This window comes from Amycolatopsis sp. WAC 04169 (genome assembly GCF_003947535.1).
Classification (GTDB): Bacteria; Actinomycetota; Actinomycetes; order Mycobacteriales; family Pseudonocardiaceae; genus Amycolatopsis; species Amycolatopsis keratiniphila.
Genome location: NZ_QHJI01000004.1, coordinates 168,167 through 192,383, shown reverse-complemented (window position 1 = coordinate 192,383; position 24,217 = coordinate 168,167). Strand labels below are relative to the sequence as shown.

Below are 24,217 nucleotides of genomic sequence, written 5' to 3'. Positions count from 1 at the left end.
AGACGTCCAGTAGAGGGACGGTCGGAACTGTCCCTACTGGTCACGAGGTGGCGTTACGGGCAGGCGAGTACCGGCGCCTGCGGACGTCCGCCGCCGTGCAGGTCGCTCAACGGAACCCTGGCCAGGCCCAGGATCGCCTGTGCGGTCGCGCGCGGGGCGGTTGTCGGGTTCAGACCGGTGGCGTCGTAGGCGATCGCGCCGCGGTCCGGCTCGGCGCCGGCGCAGCCGGTCTGCAGTGAGCGCAGGAATTCCCGCGCCTTGCCCGCGGCGGCGGGACGGTGACCGGCCAGCGCTTCCGCGGCGAGGCCGGTGCTGTTGGCGTTGGGCGCGTTCGTGCCGAAGCCGAAGCCGCCGTTCGCGTGCTGCTTCGTGACCAGCCACGAGATGCCCTCGCGGGCGTTCACCGGGTCACCGACGGCGCGCAAGGCCTGGACGACCGTCGCGGTCGCGTCGACGTCGCTCGTGCACGTCGCTTCGCCGAAGTTCTGCGGGAAACCGCCGTCCGCGCACTGGGTGCCCGCGAGGAACGTCACGGCCGGAGCCGGGGCGCCGCCGGGCGTACGGTCCAGCGCCAGCAGGGCGAGCGACTGCGTGAGGGCGTTGGAGTAGTCGCCGTATTCGGAGCGGTCGGAGAACCGGCCGGACGGCGTGAGCAGCGAGAGCAGGCCAGCCTTCAGGTCGACGCCGCCGAACGACGCCGGATCCTTGCTCCGGATCTGCGCGGCGAGCATCAGTTTGGCGTGCGCGCCCGCGTAGGACTCGGTGCCGCCGCCGACGTAGGCGGTGGTGATCTCCGGTTTCGCGAGCCAGGCGATCGCCTTGCCCGCGTTCGTGTCCGACACCCCGGCCGCGGCGAACGCGAAGATCGCGTCGATCGTCAGGCCCTGGTCCGGGAACTTCTGGCCGCCGAAGTCGGCCTCGAACCGTTCGCCGTCGGTCATCTGCCTGGCGAGCCAGCCCGCAGCGGCATCGGCCTTGTTGTGGGTGGCCGCGGCCGCCGGCGGAGCGGCGACCAGCCCGATGCCGCACAGCAGGGCGACAGCGTAAACCAAACGTCTCATGAGAACCCTTTCCCGCATTTCCACGACAGGAGTCGGTGACATAGCGCGACATGGGTGACCGGGCTCGCCTGGAAGGCACACCGTTGCGGGACAGCGCCGGACTCTCACCGGACTTCCCCCACGACCGCGCGAGAAGACTCTCACCCCGGTCGAACGCGGGATACCGCCGGGTGCCGATGTGATCCTGGCAACCGACCTGGTCAGCGGTACCTGCCGGAGGTGAACGGGTGTTAACCTCGGCTGGCTCCACAACAGAACACCGCCGCCCGTGACGGGGAAGCCGGTCGAAATCCGGCGCTGTCGCGCAACCGTGGGCCCTTCGCAGGGGCAAGCCGGGATACCGAACGGGCGGATGAACGAACCACTGTCGCGATAAACAGGGGTGACCGCGGCGTCCCGCGCTGTCCTCCGCCATGCCGCAAGGAGGAGACATGCGCCGCGGGTACCTGGCCGCGTCGGCGTTCGCCGTCGGTGCCGCCCTGATCGCCGCACCGCTCGCCGGGACGGCGACGGCCGCGAACGATCCCGGCGCGGCGAAGGCGAATTCCCGCTGGCTCGCGACGAAGCTGAAGCCGGACGGCACGCTCGACAACCCCAGCGGCGGCTCGCTGCCCGACCACGGCCTGATGCTCGACGTGCTCTTCGCGATGCACGCCGCGGGCGAGGGCGCGCGGGCCGAGCCGATCGTGAAGTTCCTCGACGACCAGGGCCACGCCACCGACTACTTCACCTGGGACGGGCTCGCTCCCGGTGCCGGCTACGACAAGATCGTCGTCGGCGGCGCCGTGGCGAAGACGCTGGTCGCCGCCCAGGTCTCCGGCCGGAACCCCCGGGCCTTCGACGGCTACGACCTGGTCGCCGAAACCCAGGGCGCGATCATGCGCAAAGGCCCCGACAAGGGCCGGATCAGCGACTACTCGAAGGATCCCGCGCTCGCCGACGCGGTGAGCAACAACGCGAACATGTTCGGCCAGGCGCTCGGGGTGATCGGCCTCGCCGCCGCGGGCGCGAACGACCGGCTCGCCATCGACAAACTGCTGACCCAGCAGTGTTCCGAGGGCTACTTCCGCGTCCTCTTCTCCTACATCCCGACGAAGGAGACCGGCGACCACGTCACCCCGGACGGCCGCAAGGTCTCGACCTGTGACGAGGGCAAACCACTCGGCCTTTCCCCGACCGACGGGGACGCCACCGGCCTCGCCCTCTCGGCGCTGCTGGCCGCGAAGAAGGCGGGCGCGGCCGGTCTCGACGCCCCGATCGCCAAGACCGTCTCCTGGCTCAAGGCGAACCAGAAGCCCGGCGGCGGCTGGGGCGGCGGTGTCGGCACCGAGGCGCCGAACACCAACAGCACCGGCCTGATCGTCCAAGCGCTCGTCGACACCGGCGGCGCGGACACGGCGGTGGACAAGGGCGTGCGGTACCTCAAATCCGCGCAGGCGAACGCCGCGGCCGATGCCGGGAACAAGCTCGCGGGCGAACTCGGCGCGATCGCCTACGACCCGGCTTCCTACGAAGCCGCCCGCTCCTCCGGTATCAGCGGCGCCGACACCTGGATCCGCGCGAGTGCCCAGGCTTCGCTCGGGTTGTCGCAGGTCGGCTTCTACGCGCTCGCGAAGGGCGAAACCGTGCCGCCGGCCACCGGAGTCCCGGAAACCCCGGCCCCGACGACGCAGCCGCACAAGCCTGCTCCGAAACCCAAGAAATTCGTCACTCCCAGGGCCTCCACCGGCGCCCGGGTATCGACGGTAGCGGCGATCACCACCCCCGTCGCCGCGACCCCGGCCGCCCGCCTCGGTGCCTACCTGACGAACCGGCTCGTCGGCGGCGACCACGTGGAGGTCACCGAGGACGGCAAGACCTACGTCGACTACGACGCCACCGCCGATGTGGTGCTGGCCTTGCGGGCGCTGGACCAGCAGCCGGATTCGGTCGCCCGCGCTTCACAATTCCTTCTGAAGCCGGAATCCGTCCAGGCCTACGCCCACGGCGCGCCGTACGAGCAGGGCGAGGCGGCGTACGCCGAACCGCTCGCGAAACTCGTGCTCGTCGCCGAATTCTCGAAGTCGGACGCCGCCGGTCCGTTGCGTGCCGATCTGGTGAAACTGCGCGGTGCCGACGGGGAATTCACCGACACCGGATCGTTCGCCGACGCCGATCGGACGGTCGAGCGGCACGCTTGGGCGGTGCTCGCCACCGCCGCCGATCCCGGCCCCGCGATCGAACTGCTCCTTTCCCGCCAATGCGCGGACGGAACCTTCCCGAAGCACCTCGACACCGCGGAATGCGGTTCCGGTGATCTCGCCGCGACGGCCGCCGCGGTCACCGCGCTGGTCGCCCGTCCGCATACGGACACCGCGCCGCCGACCAGACGCCCGGACGCCTGGACCGAGCGGCGTGTGTCGGCGTTCGTCTCCGCGGTGGGCGCGCTCGGCGTCCGGCCCACCGCCGAAGGTTTGGTGACCGGGGAAGGCGGCGCGACGGACGTCGCGCTCAGCGCCGCCGTCGCCGCCGCGCGGCAGACCGCCGGGCTCGACGCGAGCGGAACCGCGCGCTCGCTGGGCAAGCTCGTCCAGGCGGACGGCGGGTTCGCCAAGGCATCCGGCGGCGAGACCGATCTCCCCACCAGTTCGGCCGCCGCTCAAGGGATCGCGGGCCGGTCCTGGCTCACCGCCGCGGATTCGCCGCTGTCACCCGCGATCCGGCTCCCGCTGACCACCGGCACCGAGACGCCGGTGCTGGCCGCCGCCCAATCCGACGACCAGCCGGCCTGGGTGGTCTGGGGGCTCGCGGGGCTGGCCGTGCTGCTCCTGCTCACCGCGATCGCGCTTGTCTTCGTCCTTCGCCGTTTCACCAAGAAAAAGGGGGTAACACCATGAAGAGACTGCTCGCCGTCACGACCGTCCTCATCGGACTGATCGGGCTGTCCGCCGCACCCGCGAACGCGGTCGACACCACGAAGGGGTACAACGGGATCTGCACCGGCGCCGACGCGCGCACCGGGGTCACGGTCGTGCTCGACTTCCAGGAGCTCGCCGCGCCGACGATCACCCGCTGCTCGCCCAACGCCACGCCGGGCACCGCCCGCACGGGGATCAAGGCGTTGCAGGACGCGGGGATCGCGGTCGCCGGCACCGCACGCTGGGGGCTCGCTTTCGTCTGCCGTCTGGAAGGTCGCCCGTCGGCGACGGAGACGCTCCCGCTGACGACCAACCCGAACTACAAGGAAGCGTGCGTCACCACCCCGCCCGCGGGCGCGTACTGGGGTTACTGGCACGCCGACGGTTCCGGTTCCACCTGGACCTACAGCAGCTCGGGCGCGCTCAACCGCAACGTGGTCCCGGGTGGGTTCGAGGGCTGGTCGTTCTCGCTGAACAAGTCCGCGACGACCAACCCGCCGCCCGGCGTCACGCCGAGGAACCCGGCCATCCCGTGAAAAGGGTCCTTGCGGTGGTGGCGGCGGTCTTCCTGATCGCCGCCACGGCGCCGTCCGCGCACGCGGTCGATCAGGGCAAGGGATATCCCGGGTTCTGCAAGGACGCCACCGGGGTCACCGTGGTGGTGGATTTCCAGCAGCTCGGCGGCACCACCATCGTCCGGTGCAATCCGCAGAGCACCCGCGGCACCGGGCTCGACGCGCTCAAGGGCGCCGGTTTCCAGATCGCCGGGGTCCAGCGCTGGGGCGAGTCGTTCGTCTGCCGGGTCGAGAACCGCCCGTCCGCGGCCGAGAACGTCCCCATCACAGGCCGCGGTGACTACCGCGAGCCGTGCGTCGACACGCCACCGGCACAGGCCTACTGGTCCTACTGGCACGCCTCGAACAACTGCGCCTGGGACTACAGCCAGTGGGGCGTCAAGAACCGTGACTTCATCCCGGGCGGTTTCGAGGGCTGGTCGTTCTCCCTGAACGCCACCACCCAGAGCAACCCGGTCCCGCGGGTCTCCGCCGTACGGCCGGGTACCGAGAGCCAGCCCTGTGTGCCCCGCGAGGAGGCGAAGCCGGTCACCGGGGACCCCGGTGGGCGGCAGCAGCGACCGCCGTCGGGGAACGGACAGCAGGCCGACGGACCTCAGCCGACGACAGGGGCCGGAGAGGTTCCGGCCGCGGGCCCGAGTTCCGGCGCGCTGCCGCCGCCCAAGCCGCGTCCGAGCGCTTCGGCGCGGCCGAAGGCGCAGGACCCGTCGTTGAACGTCGCGTTCACCGGCGGCGAGAACGCCGAAGACGTCAACGCGGTCATCGAACGCGAGTCCGGGGCGGCGGGCTGGGCGCCCTGGGCGGCGGGCGCCGCGGTGCTCGCGCTGTGCGTGGCCGGATTCCTGATGGCACGCAGACGCAAACGCGCACAAGGAATCTGATGACGTCGTACTTCCTGCCGCGCGATCTGCATCCGGCCGCGTGGTGGGTGTGGGCGCTCGGACTCGCCGTCGCCGCGACCCGCACGACGAACCCGTGGCTGCTGCTGACCATCGTGGCCGTCGCGGGGTACGTCGTCGTGGCCCGCCGGAGCGAGGCGCCGTGGGCGCTGGCGTTCCGGCTCTACCTGTACCTCGGCGCGTTCATCGTCGCGATCCGCGTGTTCTTCCGCGTCGTTTTCGGCGGAGCGGAGGGATCCACGATCATCCTGCGGCTGCCCGAGATCCCGCTGCCGGAATGGGCGGCGGGCATCCGGCTCTTCGGCGACGTCTCCGCGGAATCGTTGCTGGGCGGGCTCTACGACGGGATGCGGCTGGCGACGATGGTGATCTGTCTCGGCGCGGCCAACGCGCTCGCGAACCCGAAACGGCTGCTCAAGGCGATGCCGCCGGCGCTGTACGAGGTGGGCACGGCGGTGATCGTCGCGCTGTCGGTGTTCCCGCAGCTCGCCGAGAGCGTGCTGCGGGTCCGGCGGGCCCGCAGGCTGCGCGGCGGTTCGGGGAAGAAGAAGGTGAAGGCCCTGCACACCATCCTCATCCCGGTGCTGGAGGACGCGCTTTCCCGCTCGCTGCAGCTGGCCGCGTCGATGGACTCACGCGGCTACGGCCGCGTGGGAGCGGTCGAAGCGCGGGCCAGGCTGATCACCGGAACGCTGATGATCATCGGGCTGCTCGGCGTCTGCGTCGGTGTTTACGCCACTTTGGACGGTTCGACGCCCCGATACCTGGCCGCACCGGTGCTTTCCGCGGGGGTCGTCATCGGTCTGATCGGGTTCTGGTCGGCGGGCAAGCGGGTCCGGCGCACCCGTTACCGGCCGGATCGCTGGCAACCGCCGGAAATCGTCGTCGCCCTCAGCGGGATGGCCGTCGCGGCCGTCCTGTTCACGACGTCGGAGGTGAACCCGATGAACATGAACCCGTCGCTGATCGGCCTGTCCTGGCCGTCGCTGTCGTGGGTGCCGTTGCTCGGGGTGCTGATCGGCGTGCTGCCCGCGTTTCTCACCCCCGCCCCCGAACCGCCTTACGCCGCACTGGAAGAAGAAGCCCGGGCATGATCGAACTGGACCACGTTTCCTTCACCTATCACGGCCGCGCCGAACCGGTGCTGTCCGACGTGACGCTGTCCATCGGTGAAGGCGAGCTCGTGCTGTTCGCGGGCCGGACGGGGGCGGGCAAGTCGACGCTGCTCGGCACGATCAACGGTCTCGTCCCGCATTTCACCGGTGGTCACCTCGAAGGCACGGTGTCCGTCGACGGCGTGACGACGCGGTCCCGGCCGCCGCGCGAGTTCGCGCATCTGGTCGGCGTCGTCGGCCAGGATCCGCTCGCGGGCTTCGTCACCGACACGGTGGAGGACGAGCTCGCGTACGGCATGGAGCAGCTAGGCCTGAGTCCGCAGGTGATGCGCCGCCGGGTGGAGGAGACCCTCGACCTCCTCGGCATCGCGGAACTGCGCAGGCGCGCGCTGCGGACGCTGTCCGGCGGGCAGCAGCAACGGGTGGCGATCGGCGCGGTGCTCACCACGCATCCCAAGGTGCTCGTGCTGGACGAACCGACGTCGGCGCTGGACCCGACCGCGGCCGAGGAGGTGCTCGCGACGCTGGCCAGGCTGGTGGAAGACCTCGGCACCACGGTGCTGATGGCCGAGCACCGGATGGAACGCGTGATCCCGTTCGCGGACCGGATGATCCACGTCCCGGGCACCGGGGAAGTGATCGACGGAACGCCGCCGGAGGTGCTGAAGGACATGCCCATCGCGCCGCCGATCGTCCACTTGGGACGGTTGGCGGCCTGGGATCCGCTGCCGATGTCGGTCCGTGATGCCCGGCGGCGCGCTTCTTCGCTGACGCTGGGGAAGCCGCCCGCACGGAACACGGCCGTTGGCGAAGAACTGCTGGCCGCGTCCGGCGTCGTCGTGCGGTACGGGCCGAAGGTGGCGGTGCGGGAGGTCGACCTGACCCTGCGCGCCGGCGAGGTGCTGGCGATGATGGGGCGCAACGGTTCCGGCAAGTCGTCGCTGCTGTGGGCGGTGCAGGGTTCCGGCCCCCGCCACGGTGGCAAGGTCACCGTCGAGGGCAAGGACCCGAAGACGCTGAGCAGTGCCGCGGCCCGTGCCCTGGTCGGGATGGTGCCGCAGACCGCGAGCGACCTGCTGTACCTGCAGACTGTCGCCGCCGAATGCGACGCCGCCGACGCGGAATCGGACGCGGAGCCGGGGAAGTGCCGGGAACTGCTCGACAGGCTCGCTCCGGGCATCGATCCGGCGTCGCATCCCCGTGATCTTTCGGAGGGTCAACGCCTCGCGCTCGTGCTCGCGGTCCAGTTGTCGGCCGCCCCGCGGATCATGCTGCTGGACGAACCCACCCGCGGCCTCGACTACACCGCGAAGGCGGCGCTGGCACGGATGATCGCTTCGCTGACGGCCGAGGGCAAGGCGATCGTCGTGGCCACCCACGACGTCGAGTTCGTCGCGACGATCGCGGACCGGGTACTCGTGATGGCGGAAGGCGAGGTCGTCTCGGACGGCCCGACCGGTGAGGTACTCGGCGGCTCCCCGGCGTTCGCCACGCAGATCGCGAAGATCCTCGGCGAGCCCTGGCTCACCGTCGAAGAGGTCCGGGCGGCGCTTCCGCAGGAGGTCCCGTGACCACGGCGGCCCCGGCGGTCCGGCTCGGCCCCCGCTCGGCGACGGTGCTCGGCCTCGCGTCGCTGGCGGGGCTGATGATGTTCGTCTGGCCGCTGCTCGTCCGCGTCGAGCCGCAATCGATGCAGCACGGCCCGGACGCTCCGTTCGTGTTCATCGGGATCCTGCCGATCCTGATCGTCATCGTGCTGGCCGAGATGTCCGAAGGGGGCATGGATTCCAAGGCCCTCGCGATGCTCGGCGTGCTCTCCGCGGTGAACGCCGCCCTGCGGCCCCTCGGCGCGGGGACCGCGGGCATCGAGACCGTGTTCTTCCTGCTGGTGCTGGCCGGGCGGGTGCTCGGCCCCGGCTTCGGTTTCGTGCTGGGCTGCACGTCGATGTTCGCTTCGGCGCTGCTGACCGCCGGGGTGGGGCCGTGGCTGCCGTTCCAGATGATGTGCTCGGCGTGGATCGGGATGGGCGCCGGGCTGCTGCCCCGCCGTGTCACCGGCAAGGCGGAGATCGCGATGCTGGTGGCGTACGGGATCTTCGTCGCGTACGTCTTCGGATTCCTGATGAACCTGTGGTTCTGGCCGTTCATCACCGACGCCGAAGTGCCGTACCACGACGGGCACATCTCCTACGTGCCCGGCGCCCCGCTGCTGGAGAACCTGCACCGCTTCGCCGTGTTCACCCTGCTGACGTCGACGGCGGGCTGGGACACCGGCCGGGCGATCACCAACACGGTGGCGATCCTGGTGCTGGGGCCCGCCGTGCTCGCGACGTTGCGCCGGGCTTCGCGGAAGGCTTCCTACGGCGTGATCCCCTCGTTCACCGATGAGCCCGCTTCCGGCGCAGGACGTGGAAGGACACGGCGAACGCCACTCCCGCGGCCACGATGATCGCGGCGAAGACGGGATGCATGTCCTTGGACAGGCTCTGCGCCCGTTCGGGGCCGATCGCCCACAGCGCCAGGGGAGTGGCGTAGGCCGCGGTGAGAGCGATCGCGCCCCAGCGGAGCGTTCTGAGCCGGGCGTCGCGCAAAGTGCCGATCAGGACGAGCGCGACCGGGACGATCGCGAGCATCGCGAACTGGCCGGCGACCATGATCGGCACGGCCCAGGCCGAGACGATGACGGTACGCGAAGCGCGGCGGACGGTGGTTTCGCGGTCGAGCGTCTGGGTGGACATCGGTTCCTCCGAGGTGTGAAGTGCGGTCAGCAGTGGGATTCGGCGGTCGCCTTGAGGTCCTTCAGCCAGGCTTCGAGGCCCCAGCCGAGGAATTTGGTCGCGGTGGGCACGTCGGCCTCCACCTGGGCGCCGGACCAGTTCTCTTCGGTGCGGACGAGCACGCCGCCCTTGACCTCGGTGAAGTTCCAGACGTGGATCCCGTTGTCGATGCCGAGGCCCTCGCCGACCGCGGGCCCGCTCCAGCGGAGGCATTCGCCACGCTGGATCTGGTGGACGGTCGAGGTGATCGACAGCGTGGTGGCCGGGGTCGTCGCCGTGGCAGGCGCCGGGGTGGTCCAGTGGAACCGGGAGTTCTTCCGGAGCGGGCCGTGGTCCAGGCGTTCGCTGCTCAGCACCGGCTCCTGCCAGGACGGCCAGCGTCCGACGTCGGTCTGCAGGCGCCAGATCTTGCTCAGCGGGGCCTTGATCAAGGCCTCGGTCCGGTAGTGGATCGGGGCCTTCGTGTCGATCGTCTTGCCTTGGCACGAAAGCGGGGCGGGGGACGCGGTGGTGGCGTGTGCGGGTGCCACCGCACCACCCAGCAGGCCGATCGCCAGCGGGAGGGCGAGCGCGGCGGTGCGGTAGAGCGACTTCATGAGGACTCCTCGTTAGCTGTGATTGCGATTGTTAGAAGCTATAACTGCGACGAGGTGAGTGTCAATAGGGAAAGTGATAGCCTCTAACTGAACGGGAGGGAGTGGCTGGTGGAGACCTCGCGGGAGCGGTACCGGTCCCAAGTGCGCGGGGAGATCAAGCGGCACGCCTGGGAGCAGCTGGCCACGACGGGGTTGTCCGCGCTGTCCCTCAATGCGATCGCCAAGCACGTCGGCATGAGCGGCCCCGCGCTGTATCGGTACTTCCCCGGTCGCGACGACCTGATCACGGACCTCGTCCGCGACGCGTATCGAAGCCTCGCCGATGCCGTTCAGACGGCAGTCAGGGTGACTGAAGTCGCCTATGCGATCAGGGAATGGGCTTTGGCGGACCCGCAGCGATACCTGTTCGTCTATGGGACGCCGATCCCCGGCTATCACGCACCTGGCGACACCACGAAGATCTCGGACGAAATCATGGCCGTGTTGCTCCGGGCGTACGCGGCGGAGCCGGATGACGGCCGGGCGCTCCATCGTGCCGTCACCTTCTGGACCCGCGTTCACGGCGTTCTCTCGCTGGAGCTCGCCGGGCATTTCGCCGGCATGGGGTTCAACCCCGCCCTGCTGTTCGCCGCCGAGGTCGACTCTTTGTCCATAAAGGACGGTTCCCGCTGAGCGGTGCATCAGTGGCCGCTTTCGGCGCTGTACGGCGGTTTTCGCGTTCGCCGTGCTAACTTCCCGGAATGCGCGGAGGATCCAGGATTCGTACGCTCGCGGTGCTCTCGTCGATGCTCCTGGCTTCGCTGATCGGCCCCGGTGCCGTCGCGAACGCGTCCGGCGGGCACGGCTGTGAATGCGCCACCCCGTCGATCGACCGATTGCAGCAGTGGCTCGCCTCCGGTGAGGGCACCACGCTGCCGCCGACCGGCAGCCTGCTCGTCCGCGAACGCGGCGGTTACGCGGCCAAGGTGACCTTCCTGAACGCCGAATGGCACGTTGTCGTCGTCTGGCTGGGGAATCAGTTCGAGGCGCAGGCGGATCTCTCGAAATCCGCCGGTTTCTGGATGACCTACAGCGCGACCGACGACCTGTACGTCCAGCTGCGTCCCGCCTCGCATTGGAGCGGCGGGGACAAGTGGCTCACGAAGGTGCCGTCGACCGGCGGGAAGAGGGTGAAGAAGTTCTTCAGCTTCAAGCCCGGCGCCTGGACGACGCTGCCCGAACTGGGTACGCCCGGCTACTCCTTCGCTTCGGCGCTCACCGAGGCGCGGGGCCTGGTCTTCGTCGGCAAAACGCCGAACGAACTCGACTTCCGCGGCCTCTCGATCGACCGCTACCGGCCGCCCTGTCTCTGAACACTCCTCGGCATTTCACCTGTCCGGAGCGACGGCCATCGCACACCGTGCCCGATTTGTCCTGTACGGTGAACCTTCAGCCGCCTTCGCAAGACCGATCCGAGGAGTACCCCTGATGAGCCTGTTCGACTCGCTCAAGGAAAAGGCCGCCGAACTGCTGGGCGGCGCGGGCGACAAGGTCAGCGAGCTGACCGGTGTCGACCTTTCCGGCGCCGCCGACCAGGTCACCCAGGCGACCGGCGGGCTGGCCGAGACCGGTCAGGGCCTCGCCGAGAGCGCCACCACGGCAGGCCAGGACGCCGTCGACTCGGCCACCGCGGCCGGTCAGGGCGTCGTCGACTCCACCGGTGCGCTCGGTGACGCCGCCACCGGACTGGCGGGCGACGTGATCGACCCGAACGCCCGGGGCTGACCGCCCCCGGACTCCCCGGTATCCCGCGGATACCGGGGAGTTCGTCATTTCTCCGGTGGGACGACGTCCGGTTTTCGGCAGGACGATCTTCGTTTTTCCTTGTCCCGCAAGGGGATTGTCGCCGGTCGGGTGGATGAGGAAACGGTTGTGGTAACCCGTCCACGGCCGCGACGCTCGGTCGGTGATCGTCAACCGACTGAGGCCCGTCGGCCTGTGTGCCGGGCTCACCGTGCCCGCCCTTCTCCTGCGCTTCACCGGCACCGATCCGGGTGCGCTTGCCGGGCTGCTGCTGTTCGGCCTCGCGGTCGTGGCGGCGTCGTTCCTGCTCGCCTGGGCGGCCGAAGCCGCGCAGGTGGACATCTCCGGCGGCCTCGCGATCGCCGTGCTGGCCGTCATCGCGGTCCTTCCCGAGTACGCGGTGGACCTGTACTTCGCCTACACGGCGGGCTCGAACCCCGAGTACGTTGCCTACGCCGCGGCTAACATGACCGGCTCCAACCGGCTGCTGCTCGGCCTGGGCTGGTCCGCCGTCGTGCTGGTCGCGCTCGCCGTCGCGAAGAAACGCCGTGGCGCCACCGTCCGCGAGCTGATCCTCGACGCGCCGTACCGGATCGAGCTCGGCTTCCTCGCGATCGCCTCGATCGTCGCGTTCGTCATCCCCGGAACCGGGCAGATCTCGCTGGTCCTCGGCTTCGCGTTGCTCGGTTTCTTCGTGTTCTACCTCTGGAAGGTCTCCCGCGCCGAACCCGGTGAACCCGAACTCGTCGGTCCGGCCGCCGCACTGGGCGCGCTGCCCCGGCGATCCCGCCGGACCCTCGTGGCCACGCTGTTCGTGTTCGCGGCCGTGGTGATCCTCGCCAGTGCGGAACCGTTCGCGCACAACCTGATCGCCGTCGGGACGGAACTGGGCGCCGACCGGTTCCTGCTTGTGCAGTGGCTTGCGCCGCTGGCGTCGGAGGCGCCGGAGTTCATCGTGGCGATCCTCTTCGCGCTGCGGGGCAAGGGCGACGCGGCGCTCGGCACCCTGCTTTCCAGCAAGGTCAACCAATGGACGTTGCTCGTCGGCAGCCTGCCGATCGCCTATGTCCTCGGCGGTGGGGGAGCGGCACTCCGCCTGGACGGCCGTCAGATCGAGGAATTCCTCCTCACCGCGACCCAGACTCTGCTGGGCGTCGCCGCGCTGCTCGCCTTGCGTTTCCCGCGCTGGGCCGCCTGGACGCTGCTCGGCCTGTTCGCGGTGCAGTTCGCGTTGCCCGGCCAGACCGCGCGCTATGTCCTTTGCGGGGTCTACGCGCTCATCGCGTTCGCCGCCCTGATCCGCAACCGCCGCCATCTCCTGCCGACCCTGACCGCCCCGTTCCGCCGCGCACCCTATGCCTCCGGGAGTAGTCGCGAGGAGCGGATTTCGTTCTGAGGGCGGAGGTTTCCGCCGGTTCGCGCGCTTAGCGTCCAGGTATGACCAAACGAAGGAAAGTACTCGCCGCGGGCCTGGCGATCCTGCTCCTGGCGGATGGCGGGCCATCCGCCTCGGCGACCCCGGCGCCGCGGATCGACTGGCACGACTGCCGGACCGGGCCGGAAGACGGGACGGGACAACGGCTCGCCGCCGCCGGGGCGACCTGCGGCGAGGTCGTCGTGCCGCTGGACCACGCCGACCCGGGCGGCAGAACCCTTTCGGTGGCCGTCGCACGCCGTCCCGCGAGTGATCCCGCGCGCCGCCTCGGCACCCTGGTGGTCAACACCGGCGGGCCCGGCCCGTCCCGCGACGGTGTGGCATTGCTGGTCCATGGGCTGCCCCCGGAGGTCCCCTCCGGTGCGCCCTCGCTCGCGGCGCGATACGACCTCGTCGGGATCGACCCGAGGTTCTTCGGGCTCAGCTCGCCGCTGGAATGCGGTTGGCCCACCGGGCGATACCTGCAGAGTGCTCAGCTGGCGAGCCCGGACCGGGCCTCCTTCGACCGCAGCGTGCTGGTCGCGCGGGAGCTCGCGCGAAGCTGCGCGGACCGGGGCGATCTTCTCGCGCACGCCTCCACCCGCGACATGGCGCGGGATCTGGACCTCGTGCGAGCGGCCCTCGGGGAACCGAAGATCTCGTATCTGGGCTGGTCTTTCGGCAGTCATCTCGGCTCGGTCTACCGACGGCTCTTCCCTCGGCGCACCGAGCGGATGGTGCTCGACAGCGCCGCCGCGCCCGGGGCCGCCGGCCCCGCGCTCACCAGGGAGACCGCACCGGCGGACGCCGCGGCCCTGCGCGACTGGGCGCAGTGGGCCGCCCGCCGGGACGCACACCATCATCTCGGCACCACCGCGGAAGAGGTACTGGCCACGGTGGACCGGATCGCCCGCGCCGCCGCCCGCGCGCCCTTGCGCGTCGGCGAGCACCGGATCGACGCCGCGATGATCCCCGGCCTGCTGCTCACCGTCGACGACAGCGACGCGTTCTACGCGGAGTTCGGCTCCCAGATCGCCGTGCTGCGTGACGCCGCCCGCGGTCTCACCGTGACACCGACGCCCACACAGGAGTGGAAACTCTCCCTGTACACGGATTCGAACGTCGAGCCGTCCTTCGGGTTCAGTGCCACGGTCGCCAACCAGTGCGCGGACCGCGCCGCCTCCCGGGACCCCGAAAGCTACTACCGGGACATCCTGGCGCACCGGGCCGCCGAGCCCCTGTTCGGTCCGCTGGCCCGGCACATCACGCCTTGCGCGTTCTGGCCCGTCCCGCCCGCGGAGCCACCCGTCCCGGTCGGGGACGACCGGCCCGCCCTGCTCGTGGGTGCCTCGGGGGATCCGGTCACGCCGTATGCCGGGCAACTGGCGCTGCGCCGCGCCCTCACCGGATCCCGGATGGTCACGCTGGACGGCGCCTTCCGGCACGGGGTCTATCTCTTCGACCCGACGTCCTGCGTCACCGACATCGTCGAGTCGTATCTACTCGGCGGAGCCCTGCCCTCTACCGACGTCACCTGTGCCCGTCACCGCTCGCCTGGCCGGACCACGCCCGCTTCGTAGGCGAGGACCACCGCCTGCACCCGATCCCGCACCCGCAGCTTGGCCAGGATGTTGCCCACGTGGGTCTTCACCGTTCCCGGCGCGACCACCAGCCGCTCGGCGATCTCGGCGTTGGACCAGCCGCGGGCCATCGCGGCCAGCACCTCCCGCTCACGTCCGGTCAGCGTCGCCGCCGACCTGGCCGCGCCGGGATCGAGCGGGGGCGCCAGCCGGTCCAGCAGCCTGCGGGTGGTGGAGGGGGCGATCACCGAGTCCCCGTCGTGCACCGTCCGGATGCCGGCCAGCAGTTCCTCGGGGGTGGCGTCCTTGAGCAGGAAACCGCTCGCCCCGGCCCGGATCGCGGCCAGCGCGTGCTCGTCGAGGTCATAGGTCGTGAGCATGAGGACCTTGGGCGCGTCGGGCAGGGCGAGCACCCGTCGAGTGGCCTCGATACCGTCGAGCACCGGCATCCGGACGTCCATCAGGACCAGATCGGGATTCAGGCGCCGGGTGTGGTCGACCGCGGCGAGACCGTCACCCGCCTCACCGACGACGGTCAGATCGGCCTGGGACTCGATGACCAGCCGGAAGCCCGCCCGGACCAGGGCCTGATCGTCGACCAGCAGGACACGGACCGGTGGGGCGGTCACGCCGGTCCGTCCCGCAGGACGCCGATCATCCGCCGGAGATCGCCCAGCGCCTTCCGGGCGCAGTCGCCGATGGTGACCAGGGCCGACCGTCCGGCCTCAGGCGTGGCCGCGTACCGGCCACCGTCGGCCTGCGCGATCACGACCGCGAGCGAATGGGCGACGATGTCGTGCATCTCGCGCGCAATCCGTTCCCGCTCCGCGAGGACCGCGAGCCTCGCCTGCTGGCGGCTGTGGGACAGGCGGACCCGGCGCAACGTCCCGGTCGCCCACGCGGCCACCACGGTGCTGGCCAGGAAGGCGCCGACGAGCAGATGCGCGGCCGCGGACGACGGCAGCATCGGCCAGCTCAGCCCGCCCAGCACCGCGCCGAGGAGCCCTGCCGCCAGCGCGGCGCCACCGGCTCGCCGCGGTCCGTAGGCCGCCGCGGCGTGCACCGCCGGCGGCACGGCGAGATCGGCGGGCAAGGCACCGACGCCGTCCCGGATCGTGAGCCACTGGACACCCGCGACTCCCAGCACCACTGTCGCGCACACCACGGTATTGCGGCGTCGCAAGGCGAGCGGAAGCGCGAGAAGCAGGGAGAACAGGAAATACGCGGCCTCCGCCCGGACGAAGAGTCCGAAAAGGACACAGCATCCCGCGAAGAGCAGTGCGATCAGGACGTCGACGAGCGACTGGTGTCCGCGCAGCCAGGAGTCGAGCCTTTCACCGAGCACGTCGTCACCTTATGGCCGCGGCGCCGTCGTCACTTCGGCGCGGGGACTGAAACCGAGTACGCCCACCGGGCTAGCCCGAACGGAGCAAGGAAAGGCGGCGGAAATCCCGTATGCCGAAACCCTTCGCCCCGCTAATCTGGCGGAACCGACCGATCTGCGGGGGAGCGGACCATGGCCGTGATCTGGATAGTGCTCGGGATATTGGTGCTGGTGATCGGCATCGCCGTCGTCACCGACATACGCGATCGAGGGCGGGGCGGGACGCGCAAGATCATGTTGCCTGGCTGGGCTTCACGGCGCGCCGATTACACGGAGAACGACCTCGTCCACGGTCGCTGGTCGGAAAAATCGCCGCGTGAACAGGACGAAGAACTTAAGCGCCGGTACAAATCGGGCGAAGAATAAGGGGTCAGGCGGCGGGTCTCGTCCAGCGCCAGGCGGCGTGCAGGGCGGTGATCAGCGCCTCGTCGTCGGCGAAGGTGGGTTCTTCCCCGACCGGTATCCAGGTGCGGTCGACGATTTCGCCCTCGGTCCGCCGGACCACCGAGATCCCGGGGTAGGACAAGGCCGCGCGGCCGCCGTCGCCGGCCACGTGGCGGTGCTCCCAGCGCAGCTGGACAACGCGATCAGCGCTCATCGACCACAACTTTCCGTACTTGCGTATCGGGTATGTCGTCTGTCGGGGTCCGCGCGTTTCACTTCGCCCTTGTGATCTGCGCCCTTCGCGCTGCGGAATCCCGCGCCGGATCCGATTCTTTTCGTGAATTCCGTGGAGAGTGACCCCGATCACAAATTACCTCCCCGATCGTGAGAACATGAGGACCAAGCTGCCGGATCCCGGAGGGTGAATGCTCCGCAGAATGCGTCGCTGGCTCGAATTGCTCAGTCTCGGCGGGTTGGCGGTGGCCGGCTTCGCGGTCGGGATCGCGGAACAACTCGGCCTGCTCGACAAAGTCGCGCCGAAAGGCGTCACCACCCTGACCCTGATCATGGTCAGCGGGGTGGTCGTGGTGCTGCTCGTCGAGCTGACCCCGTTGCGCGCGCTGGAGGACATCCGCGATCGGCTCGCCGGTCTCGACATCGACACCATCGCCACGAGCCTCCGCCGTTCGCACTACGGTGGCGTGGTCGAGGTGCACAAACGCTTTCCGGACGACGAGTTCGCGGCACACGTCGCGAAGGCCAAACAGGTGACGATCCTGAACACCTGGATCCCCAACCTGCAGCGCCTGGAAAAGGAACTCGAAGCCGCGATCGTCGACCGGCGCGCCGAGGTGCGGATCATGCTGCTGCACCCGAACTCGATGCTGGTGGGGCTGCGGGAGGCGGCGCTGGGCCGGAACGACGGCGCGGGCAACCCCTTCGTCAGCACGGGGATCGCGGAGTGCCTGGAGATCCTCTCCCGGCTGCACCGGCGGCTGGCGAAGCGCCAGAGCAACCTGAAGGTGCGGGTGTTCAACTCGCAGGCCTCGGTTTCGGTGTACCGGGCCGACGGGCGCTACCTGGTCAGCATGTTCCTGCACGGCCAGCTGGCGGTCAATTCGCCGCAGTTCCAGATCGAGGGCACGCACGACACCGTGCTCGGCGAACAGATCCAGCGCGAGCTCGACACGTTGTGGGACATCGGCCGCGACGTCGACCTCGCCGACTGGAACCGAAGCATCGACATGATCCGTTTCTGAGCAAGAGGTGTACTGATGCGCGAACTCGACGAGTTCGAAGACGGTTTGATCGAGCGGTTCAGGAATCACCCCGCGCTGCGGGGCGTCACCGAGCTCCCGGTGGAGGGTCTCCATGCCGTCCTGTTGCAGCGCCGGTTCCTGTCGCTGGCGTTCACCATGGCCTACGACCTGGCGATCGACCTGCTCACCGACGAGCAGTCCAAACGGATCGCCCGCGTCATCGTGCGCGAGGAGTACCCGGACAACACTTCGCCCGGCAGCACACCTTCGCACCGCGAGGATCTGATGACGGACATCCTCGCCCTGGGCGTCCCGCGCGAAGTGCTCGTACGGTCGAGGAAGTCCCTGGCCACGTCGGCCTGCCTCGACACCACCATGGAGCTGATCGCCTCGGCGGGCGACTCGAAGTACGCCGACATCGAACTGCTGACCATCCTGCGGTTCTGGGGCGAGGTGCTGGTCTCGGTGGAGTACGGCGAACTCTGGCGTCGGATCGGCCCGGTGCTCGGCGACAAGTCCGTCTTCTACTACCCGCACCACGTGCACGACGCGAAGTCGCGCCCGCTCGCCGCGGCGTCCCCGCTTTCGCTGACGCATTCCGACCAGCTCGGGCTGCGGCTGGTGCAGCTGATCGACTCCAGTGAGGCGCGGGAACGGTTCCGGGAGACCGAAGAGGCGGTGGTCGCGGTCAAGACGGCGTTCTACGACCAGTTCGTCCCCGCCTCGTGAGTGGTAAGGACGGCTCTAACCGACTCGCATCTACCTACTCACTGGTGTGATTGGCGGTCGACGGGGGAAGATTCCGGCCGTTGAACGTCCGGAATCTTCCCCTGTCACCTCGTCTGCCACCGGTCGCGCCTGGCGCGACCTTGATCAACGGAGGGGCGGGGACGTCGAGTGTCCCGAACCTTCCGTTGATCAAGGTCCAAGACCAGGCGTCCCTGGCGACGATGGAGGATTTGGGACGTTCAACGTCCCAAATCCTCCATCGTCGCGCCCGGCAGCCGCGGAACCATAGTCAGGCGTGGGTAGGTAAGTACCGGTCCGCTCTAACCGTCCTTACCACTCACGAGTCACTCGCCTACGAGACCGGAGAACCGGCCCAGCGTCTCCTCGCGTCCCAGCGCCTGGGTGATCGAGTGCAGGTCCGGGCTCCGGGTCGAGCCCGTGATCGCGATCCGGATGATCTGCGAAGCCTCGCGGATGGAGCCCGGGAAGCCCTCGGGGTTCTTCTTGAGCTCCTTGGCGTTCTTCGCGAAGCCGTGCTTCGCCGCCACGTCGCGGATCTGCTGGAACCACTCCTGGCCGTCGTCGAGCTGCTGGTAGTTCTCGACGAAGTCCCGCACCACGGCCTGGACGACCGCGGGGTCGACGCCGAGGGCGGTGATCCGCTCGTCGTCGGGGCTCGCGACGGCCGCGTGCAGCTGCGGGAAGAAGAAGCCGTAGACGGCGCGGAACTCGCTCCACTTCTTCAGGTCCTTGCGCGGGTTCTCGGCGCCGTCACGCTCGACGGCGAGCGCCCGGAGCGCGAGGTCCGGCTCGGCGTCGAGGACGGTCCGCAGCTCGGGGTCGAACCGCTCCGCCCAGCCCCGGACCTCCTCGAGGATCTCGGCGCCGGACAGCGTGGCGATGTGGTCGGCCGAGATGTCGTCGAGTTTGACCAGGTCGACCAGTGGACCGGCGACCCCGCATTCGTCGAGGTTGATCGGCTCGGCCAGCGCCTGGTCGAGCGGCATCTCGGCGAGACGGCCGTTGGCGAGGCCGCGCAGGTAGTAGAGGACGGCCTTGGTGGGGTAGCCGGACTCGATGTAGAAGTCGACGCTCGCTTCCGGGTCCTTGCGCTTCGACAGCTTGCGCTTGCTGCCGCCCTCCTGCTTCATCAGCGGCGCGATGTGCGCATACGTGATCGGCTCGAAGCCGAGCGCGTCGAACAGCTGCTGGTGCACCGGCACCGACGAGATCCACTCGTCGCCGCGGATGACCAGGTTGACCCGCATGAGGTGATCGTCGACCGCGTGCGCGAAGTGGTAGGTCGGCAGCCGCGGGCTCTGGTCGGAGCTCTTGAGGATGACGACGTCGTTGCGGTTGGCCTCGGCCTCCAGCGGGCCGCGGATGGCGTCGGTGAACCGGGCGCGGGCGCCGGTGTCGTCCGGCGCGCGGAACCGCACGACGTACGGGTCGCCGGCGTCGAGCTTGGCCTGCACGTCGGCGGGGTCGGCGTCACGCCAGATGGCCCACGAGCCGTAGTAGCCGGTCGGCAGCTTCGTCGCCTGCTGGCGGGCGGTGATCGCCGCCAGCTCGTCCTTGGTGGCGAAGTCGAGGTACGCGCGGCCGGAGCGGAGCAGGTGGCGGACGTAGGTCAGGTAGATCTGCTCGCGCTCGGACTGCTGGTACGGGCCGTAGTCGCCGCCGCGGTGGATGTCCTCGTCGGCGGCGAGGCCGAAGTAGGCGAACCCGCGCTCGAACTGGTCGATGGCGCCCTCGACCTCTCGGGAGCGGTCGGTGTCCTCGACCCGCACGAGGTAGCGGCCGCCGCTGCGGCGGGCGACGTCCTGGTCGATGGTGGCGACGTAGACCCCGCCGATGTGGACGAACCCGGTCGGCGAGGGGCCGAACCGGGTGACCAGGGCGCCCTCGGGCAGCTCGCGGGCGGGGTAACGCTGTTCCCAGTGCTCGGGCTCGGGCAGGTCGGCGGGGAAGAGGGCGTCGATGACTGCTCGGTCCAGCATGGCGGTTCAGATCTCCCGGCGTCGTGGTGCATGGCGGTTTTCGCCACCGAAGAGCCTAACCGTCCGGCCTCCGGGCCTGGTGAGGGTGGTCCCGAAGCCGGATCGAGACGTGCTTTTCCGTCGGTGCTCCCCGGTAAAATGGGCGTGCCGGACATTCGGGGAGGAAATCGGTGACCACCGATAGCTCGCTTCGTGAAGAACCCCAGCTCACCATCCGACCAAAACCCTCGGCGTTCTTTCTGCGCCGTCGCTTTCTCCGCACTTTCGGGCCCGCGCTGGCTCTGGCCGTCGGCGGCCTGATCGCCCTGCTCCTGAGCGGGACGATCGTGGTCCCGTTCCAGCAGACGCTCGTCCTGCGCGGCAAAATGGGCTCCAAATCGGATCTCTTCGAGGACGCGAAGATCCAGGAAATCCTGATGCGCCACCACATCCGCGTCCATGTGACCAGGGCGGGCTCGCGGGACGTCGCGACCCACGACCTCAGCCAGTACGACTTCGTGTTCATGTCGGGCGAGCCCGCCGCGAGCCTCGTCCGCCGGTCGAGGGCCGACCAATGGACGGGCAGCGCGCGGCAGCCGTTCACCAGCCCGATCGTCCTCGCCACGTATCGCCGCTACGCGGAAACGCTGGAGAGCAACAAGATCGCCACGAAACCGCCGGGAGAGCGGGATCCGCTGTACTACACGCTGGACACCCAGAAGTTCATCGAGACGATGAGGCAGGGGCAGACCTGGGACTCGCTGGGCATCAGCCGTTTCGGTGCGCAGAACGGGAACAGGGTGCTCGCCCAGACCTCGAACGTCTGCGACTCCAACTCGGGCGCGACGTACCTGATCCTGCTGGCGTTCCTGGAGAACGGCCGCCATGTCCCGGTCGCCGACCCGCAACCGGCGGGCGCGCCCGCTGGTCCGCCGAACCTCTCGTCCGCGAAGAAGCTGGCCAATCGCATCAAACCGCTCGTGGCGGCACAAGGCTTCTCGTCGGCGGATCTGTCGGAGTCGTACGCGAATCTGGCCGAGGGCGACAAGCCGATCGTCGTCATCTACGAGCACCAGTATCTCGCCATGCAGTTGCGGGCCAAGGCGCAGAGCGGGCAGCCGGATCTCGACCGGGTGCTGCTGTACCCGAAGGACGACATCCTGACCAAACCCCAGTTCCTGGCGCTGAAACCGGAAGCGGAACGGCTCGGCGAGCTGATCACCTTCGATCCGGAGCTGCAGCGTCGCGCGATGGAGCTCGGCTTCGGCGTCGCGACCCCCGCGGGCAGCACGAAAAGCGCGCGGCTGTACGACTTCGTCCGCGAACAGGGGCTGCCCGCGCCGCAGATCGCCGGTGACGACAGCACCACGCCGTTGCCGGACAGCCCGGTGCTGGAGGAGATGATCAAGACGGTCGGGGACTGCCCGTGAAGCGGCTCCTCGCGATCCTGTGCTGCCTGCTCCTGGCCGCCGCCTGTACGAGTGGCGGGCAGAAGGTGAAGCTGCGCGTGCTGGCCAGTTCGGAGCTGGCCGATCTCGGACCGATTCTCGAAGACCTTCGCGCGGAAACGGGAATCGAACTGGAAATGGATTTCCGGGGAACCATCGACGCCGTCGCCTCCCTCACCCCGGGAAAAGCCACGCACGATCTCGCCTGGCTTTCCACCGACCGGTATTTCCAGCTCAAGCACCGGCAGTCGGGGGACAAGGGGGAACGGCCGCTCGCGACCAAGACCATGGTGTCGCCGGTCATCGTCGGGATCACCCCGGCGAAGGCGGCGGAACTGCGCCGAGGCAAACCGGACGGCAAGCTCTCGTGGGCGGATCTGGCGGACGCGGCGGCGGGCGGCGGTTTCCGGTTCGCGATGGCGGATCCGGCCAAGTCGACCAGTGGGCTCACCTCACTGGTCGGGGTGGCGACGGCCGCCGCGGGCACGGGCGCCGCGCTGCGCCTCCAGGACGTGAAATGCGACAAGCTCCAGGGCTTCCGCACCGGGCACACGCTGACGGCGGACACTTCGGCCGCCGTGGCCGATCGGTTCACCGAACGCCAGGACGTGGACGCGATCATCGGATACGAGTCCACCTTGCTCTCCCTGAACGCGAGCGGCAGGCTCAAGACCCCGTTGGAACTGGTGTACCCGCGCGACGGCATCGTCCAGTCCGACTACCCGGTCCTGCTGCTCGACCCGGCGAAACGGGAGGTGTACGACCAGGTCGTCTCCTGGCTCAGAAGCCCGGCGACGCAGAAGAAACTGATGGAGCGGACCCTCCGCCGCCCGATCACCGGCGAGGTGGGGCTCGATCCGAGGCTGCCCGCCTCCATCGGGAACTCGCTGTACTTCCCGGACGAACAGGCCGTCGTGGACAAACTCCTCGACGACTACGCGGCCGCCGCCTCCCGCGCGCCGGGGCGCGTGATCTTCGTGCTGGACTTCTCCGGTTCGATGAAGGGCGCTCGCATCGCCGCGCTCCGGGCGGCCTTCGCCGGGCTGAGCGGCGGTCCGGACGGAGGCTTCGACCGCTTCTACCGCGGCGAGCGCCTCACGGTCCTCCGGTTCGGCGGGAAGATACTGGGGGACAAGGAGTTCACCATCGACGGGCCGGGCGATCTCGACGCGTTGCGGGCCTTCATCGCGGCCGACGAGTTCGACGGCAACACCGCGGTCTGGTCCGCCCTCGGCGAGGCGTACGCGAAGGCGAGTGCCCATCGCGGCGCCGAGCCAGGCCGGGACGTCTCGATCGTGCTGATGACCGACGGGGAGAGCAACACCGGCCCCGGCATCGAAGAATTCCTGCGCGCGCCAAGGGATCCGGGCGTGCACACGTACACCATCCGGTTCGGTGAGGCGAATCCCGCCGAACTGGAGCGCGCGGCCGTGGCCACCGGTGGCCGGATGGTCGACGCGAACACCACCTCCCTGCTCGACGCCTTCAAGGAGATCCGTGGCTGCCGATAATCTGTGGTGGGACGTCTGGGGCTGGTGGCTCGCGGTCTGGGTGCTGACCGTGGTCGCCTTCCTCGTCGCGATCGTCGCCTTCGTGAAGCACTGGCGCCGCGCGCGCTCCGACGGCGATCAGGGCATGATCCGGGGCATCGCCTTCTACCTGCACACGAAATCCGTGATGGGCCTCTACCAGTTGCATCGCTACAACGAGGCGCTGGAACAGGAGGTCGAGAAACGGAAGAGCCGGGGCTGGCGGTTCTGGGGTTCGGGTGGATTCGGCCCGCTGAGAGGGGAATCGGAGCGCACTGACACCGACGAGGAGTTCCGGAGGTACATCCGCAAGGCCGAACCGATCACGGTGATCGGCATCGTGACGAAGGTGCTGGAGAAGCACCACGACATCATCTACGTCGATTTGACGAAGCAGGAATTGGTCCACAATCGGGCACTGGTCAGGGAACTCGGCTGGGCCGACGGCCCCGAGAGCACCCGGCAGCTCAAGACCAGGCTGCGCGGTTTCGAGGCGTTCATCTCCGTGAAAGGCCTGTTCCGTCAACGGTCCCAGACCGACACCGAGACGGTTTTCGTGGCGCCGTATGGGAATCCGGACGATCCGGAGCGGAGCAGGCGGATCCGGTTCACCTGTGTGACCAGCGACCTGCGCGACTCCGCGCCCGCCGGCGCGTTCCGGGCACGATGCCTCGGCAAGGTCGAGGACTGGGACCCCGAAACCGGCGAACTCGTCGTCCACCCCATCGCCATCTTCAAGTAGCAGGCTGCTCCACTCGCGTCGCCCGGTTGACGCGAGTGGAGCAGTCGAAAGCCACGCGTCGCCCGTG

The 24,217-nt window shown here is 69.4% G+C and carries 24 protein-coding genes and 2 riboswitches; of the genes, 17 read left to right on the top strand and 7 right to left on the bottom strand.

Annotation, left to right across the window (positions count from 1 at the left end):
* Positions 1-53: 53 nt before the first annotated feature.
* Positions 54-1,061 (bottom strand): prenyltransferase/squalene oxidase repeat-containing protein, encoded by a 1,008-nt coding sequence (locus tag DMC61_RS10135; RefSeq protein ID WP_233594748.1) that lies wholly within the window; start codon positions 1,059-1,061, stop codon positions 54-56.
* 31 nt (positions 1,062-1,092) lie between these two features.
* Positions 1,093-1,242, bottom strand: a riboswitch (cobalamin riboswitch).
* Between the two features lie 93 nt (positions 1,243-1,335).
* Positions 1,336-1,403: riboswitch (cobalamin riboswitch) on the top strand.
* 89 nt (positions 1,404-1,492) lie between these two features.
* Between DMC61_RS10135 and DMC61_RS10130 the strand changes: the two genes are divergently transcribed.
* The 6 genes from DMC61_RS10130 to DMC61_RS10105 are packed head-to-tail and all read left to right on the top strand — an operon-like array spanning position 1,493 to position 8,996.
* Positions 1,493-3,937, top strand: a complete 2,445-nt coding sequence (locus DMC61_RS10130; protein ID WP_125688702.1) for a hypothetical protein — start codon at positions 1,493-1,495, stop codon at positions 3,935-3,937.
* Positions 3,934-4,494 (top strand): flagellar hook-length control protein FliK, encoded by a 561-nt coding sequence (locus DMC61_RS10125; protein WP_125688700.1) that lies wholly within the window; start codon positions 3,934-3,936, stop codon positions 4,492-4,494. The genes DMC61_RS10130 and DMC61_RS10125 overlap by 4 nt, the downstream gene beginning before the upstream one ends.
* A complete protein-coding gene (locus DMC61_RS10120; RefSeq protein WP_125688698.1) occupies positions 4,491-5,414 on the top strand; it encodes an ABC transporter substrate-binding protein in 924 nt (307 codons plus the stop codon). Before DMC61_RS10125 ends, DMC61_RS10120 begins: the two co-directional genes overlap by 4 nt.
* Positions 5,414-6,526 (top strand): energy-coupling factor transporter transmembrane component T, encoded by a 1,113-nt coding sequence (locus DMC61_RS10115; protein WP_125688696.1) that lies wholly within the window; start codon positions 5,414-5,416, stop codon positions 6,524-6,526. Before DMC61_RS10120 ends, DMC61_RS10115 begins: the two co-directional genes overlap by 1 nt.
* On the top strand, positions 6,523-8,118 hold the full coding sequence (locus tag DMC61_RS10110; protein ID WP_125688694.1) for an ABC transporter ATP-binding protein: 1,596 nt from the start codon (positions 6,523-6,525) through the stop codon (positions 8,116-8,118). Before DMC61_RS10115 ends, DMC61_RS10110 begins: the two co-directional genes overlap by 4 nt.
* Positions 8,115-8,996, top strand: a complete 882-nt coding sequence (locus DMC61_RS10105) for an ECF transporter S component (protein WP_016335543.1) — start codon at positions 8,115-8,117, stop codon at positions 8,994-8,996. The genes DMC61_RS10110 and DMC61_RS10105 overlap by 4 nt, the downstream gene beginning before the upstream one ends.
* Here DMC61_RS10105 and DMC61_RS10100 read toward each other — a convergent pair.
* Together DMC61_RS10100 and DMC61_RS10095 are read right to left on the bottom strand one after the other, a co-directional pair.
* Positions 8,926-9,285: a hypothetical protein gene (locus tag DMC61_RS10100; protein ID WP_043848231.1), complete on the bottom strand. Its 360-nt coding sequence runs from the start codon at positions 9,283-9,285 to the stop codon at positions 8,926-8,928. The two genes, DMC61_RS10105 and DMC61_RS10100, sit on opposite strands and share 71 nt — an antisense overlap.
* Positions 9,286-9,311: 26 nt before the next feature.
* Positions 9,312-9,920 carry an SRPBCC family protein gene (locus DMC61_RS10095; protein WP_125688692.1) on the bottom strand — a complete coding sequence of 203 codons (609 nt, stop codon included), beginning with the start codon at positions 9,918-9,920 and terminating at the stop codon, positions 9,312-9,314.
* 108 nt (positions 9,921-10,028) lie between these two features.
* Here DMC61_RS10095 and DMC61_RS10090 point away from each other — a divergent pair, with 108 nt between their 5' ends.
* The 5 genes from DMC61_RS10090 (at position 10,029) to DMC61_RS10070 (ending at position 14,696) form a co-directional block, all read left to right on the top strand.
* Positions 10,029-10,592, top strand: a complete 564-nt coding sequence (locus DMC61_RS10090; protein WP_233594747.1) for a TetR/AcrR family transcriptional regulator — start codon at positions 10,029-10,031, stop codon at positions 10,590-10,592.
* A gap of 101 nt (positions 10,593-10,693) precedes the next feature.
* Complete coding sequence (locus tag DMC61_RS10085) at positions 10,694-11,272, top strand: hypothetical protein (protein ID WP_199749971.1); 579 nt, start codon at positions 10,694-10,696, stop codon at positions 11,270-11,272.
* Between the two features lie 115 nt (positions 11,273-11,387).
* A complete protein-coding gene (locus tag DMC61_RS10080) occupies positions 11,388-11,684 on the top strand; it encodes a hypothetical protein (RefSeq protein WP_016335539.1) in 297 nt (98 codons plus the stop codon).
* A gap of 181 nt (positions 11,685-11,865) precedes the next feature.
* Positions 11,866-13,098, top strand: coding sequence for a sodium:proton exchanger (locus tag DMC61_RS10075; RefSeq protein ID WP_125688688.1), 1,233 nt, complete (start codon positions 11,866-11,868; stop codon positions 13,096-13,098).
* A 41-nt stretch (positions 13,099-13,139) separates the two neighbouring features.
* On the top strand, positions 13,140-14,696 hold the full coding sequence (locus tag DMC61_RS10070; protein WP_125688686.1) for an alpha/beta fold hydrolase: 1,557 nt from the start codon (positions 13,140-13,142) through the stop codon (positions 14,694-14,696).
* Here DMC61_RS10070 and DMC61_RS10065 read toward each other — a convergent pair.
* Both DMC61_RS10065 and DMC61_RS10060 read right to left on the bottom strand, forming a co-directional pair.
* Positions 14,660-15,325, bottom strand: coding sequence for a response regulator transcription factor (locus DMC61_RS10065; RefSeq protein ID WP_038511188.1), 666 nt, complete (start codon positions 15,323-15,325; stop codon positions 14,660-14,662). The genes DMC61_RS10070 and DMC61_RS10065 overlap by 37 nt on opposite strands.
* Positions 15,322-16,041 carry a sensor histidine kinase gene (locus DMC61_RS10060; RefSeq protein ID WP_125688684.1) on the bottom strand — a complete coding sequence of 240 codons (720 nt, stop codon included), beginning with the start codon at positions 16,039-16,041 and terminating at the stop codon, positions 15,322-15,324. The genes DMC61_RS10065 and DMC61_RS10060 overlap by 4 nt, the downstream gene beginning before the upstream one ends.
* A 171-nt stretch (positions 16,042-16,212) precedes the next feature.
* Between DMC61_RS10060 and DMC61_RS10055 the strand changes: the two genes are divergently transcribed.
* Positions 16,213-16,446: a hypothetical protein gene (locus tag DMC61_RS10055; RefSeq protein WP_125688682.1), complete on the top strand. Its 234-nt coding sequence runs from the start codon at positions 16,213-16,215 to the stop codon at positions 16,444-16,446.
* Between the two features lie 4 nt (positions 16,447-16,450).
* Here the strand turns inward: DMC61_RS10055 and DMC61_RS10050 are convergent, their stop codons facing one another.
* Positions 16,451-16,678, bottom strand: coding sequence for a hypothetical protein (locus tag DMC61_RS10050; protein ID WP_125688680.1), 228 nt, complete (start codon positions 16,676-16,678; stop codon positions 16,451-16,453).
* A gap of 211 nt (positions 16,679-16,889) precedes the next feature.
* Between DMC61_RS10050 and DMC61_RS10045 the strand changes: the two genes are divergently transcribed.
* Both DMC61_RS10045 and DMC61_RS10040 read left to right on the top strand, forming a co-directional pair.
* Positions 16,890-17,723 carry a hypothetical protein gene (locus tag DMC61_RS10045; RefSeq protein WP_233594746.1) on the top strand — a complete coding sequence of 278 codons (834 nt, stop codon included), beginning with the start codon at positions 16,890-16,892 and terminating at the stop codon, positions 17,721-17,723.
* Between the two features lie 15 nt (positions 17,724-17,738).
* The gene (locus DMC61_RS10040) at positions 17,739-18,452 is read left to right on the top strand and encodes a hypothetical protein (RefSeq protein ID WP_125688678.1); all 714 of its coding nucleotides are present in this window, start codon (positions 17,739-17,741) and stop codon (positions 18,450-18,452) included.
* A 344-nt stretch (positions 18,453-18,796) separates the two neighbouring features.
* Here DMC61_RS10040 and DMC61_RS10035 read toward each other — a convergent pair whose 3' ends face one another.
* Positions 18,797-20,452, bottom strand: coding sequence for a glutamate--tRNA ligase (locus DMC61_RS10035; protein ID WP_125688676.1), 1,656 nt, complete (start codon positions 20,450-20,452; stop codon positions 18,797-18,799).
* A 170-nt stretch (positions 20,453-20,622) separates the two neighbouring features.
* On the opposite strand from DMC61_RS10035, the gene DMC61_RS10030 reads away from it, so the two are divergent.
* From DMC61_RS10030 to DMC61_RS10020, 3 genes are read left to right on the top strand one after another with little or no spacing between them, the layout of a single operon-like run.
* Positions 20,623-21,861 carry a hypothetical protein gene (locus DMC61_RS10030; RefSeq protein ID WP_125688674.1) on the top strand — a complete coding sequence of 413 codons (1,239 nt, stop codon included), beginning with the start codon at positions 20,623-20,625 and terminating at the stop codon, positions 21,859-21,861.
* Positions 21,858-23,390, top strand: a complete 1,533-nt coding sequence (locus DMC61_RS10025) for a substrate-binding domain-containing protein (protein WP_125688672.1) — start codon at positions 21,858-21,860, stop codon at positions 23,388-23,390. Before DMC61_RS10030 ends, DMC61_RS10025 begins: the two co-directional genes overlap by 4 nt.
* Positions 23,377-24,150 carry a hypothetical protein gene (locus DMC61_RS10020; protein ID WP_125688670.1) on the top strand — a complete coding sequence of 258 codons (774 nt, stop codon included), beginning with the start codon at positions 23,377-23,379 and terminating at the stop codon, positions 24,148-24,150. Before DMC61_RS10025 ends, DMC61_RS10020 begins: the two co-directional genes overlap by 14 nt.
* Positions 24,151-24,217: the final 67 nt, after the last annotated feature.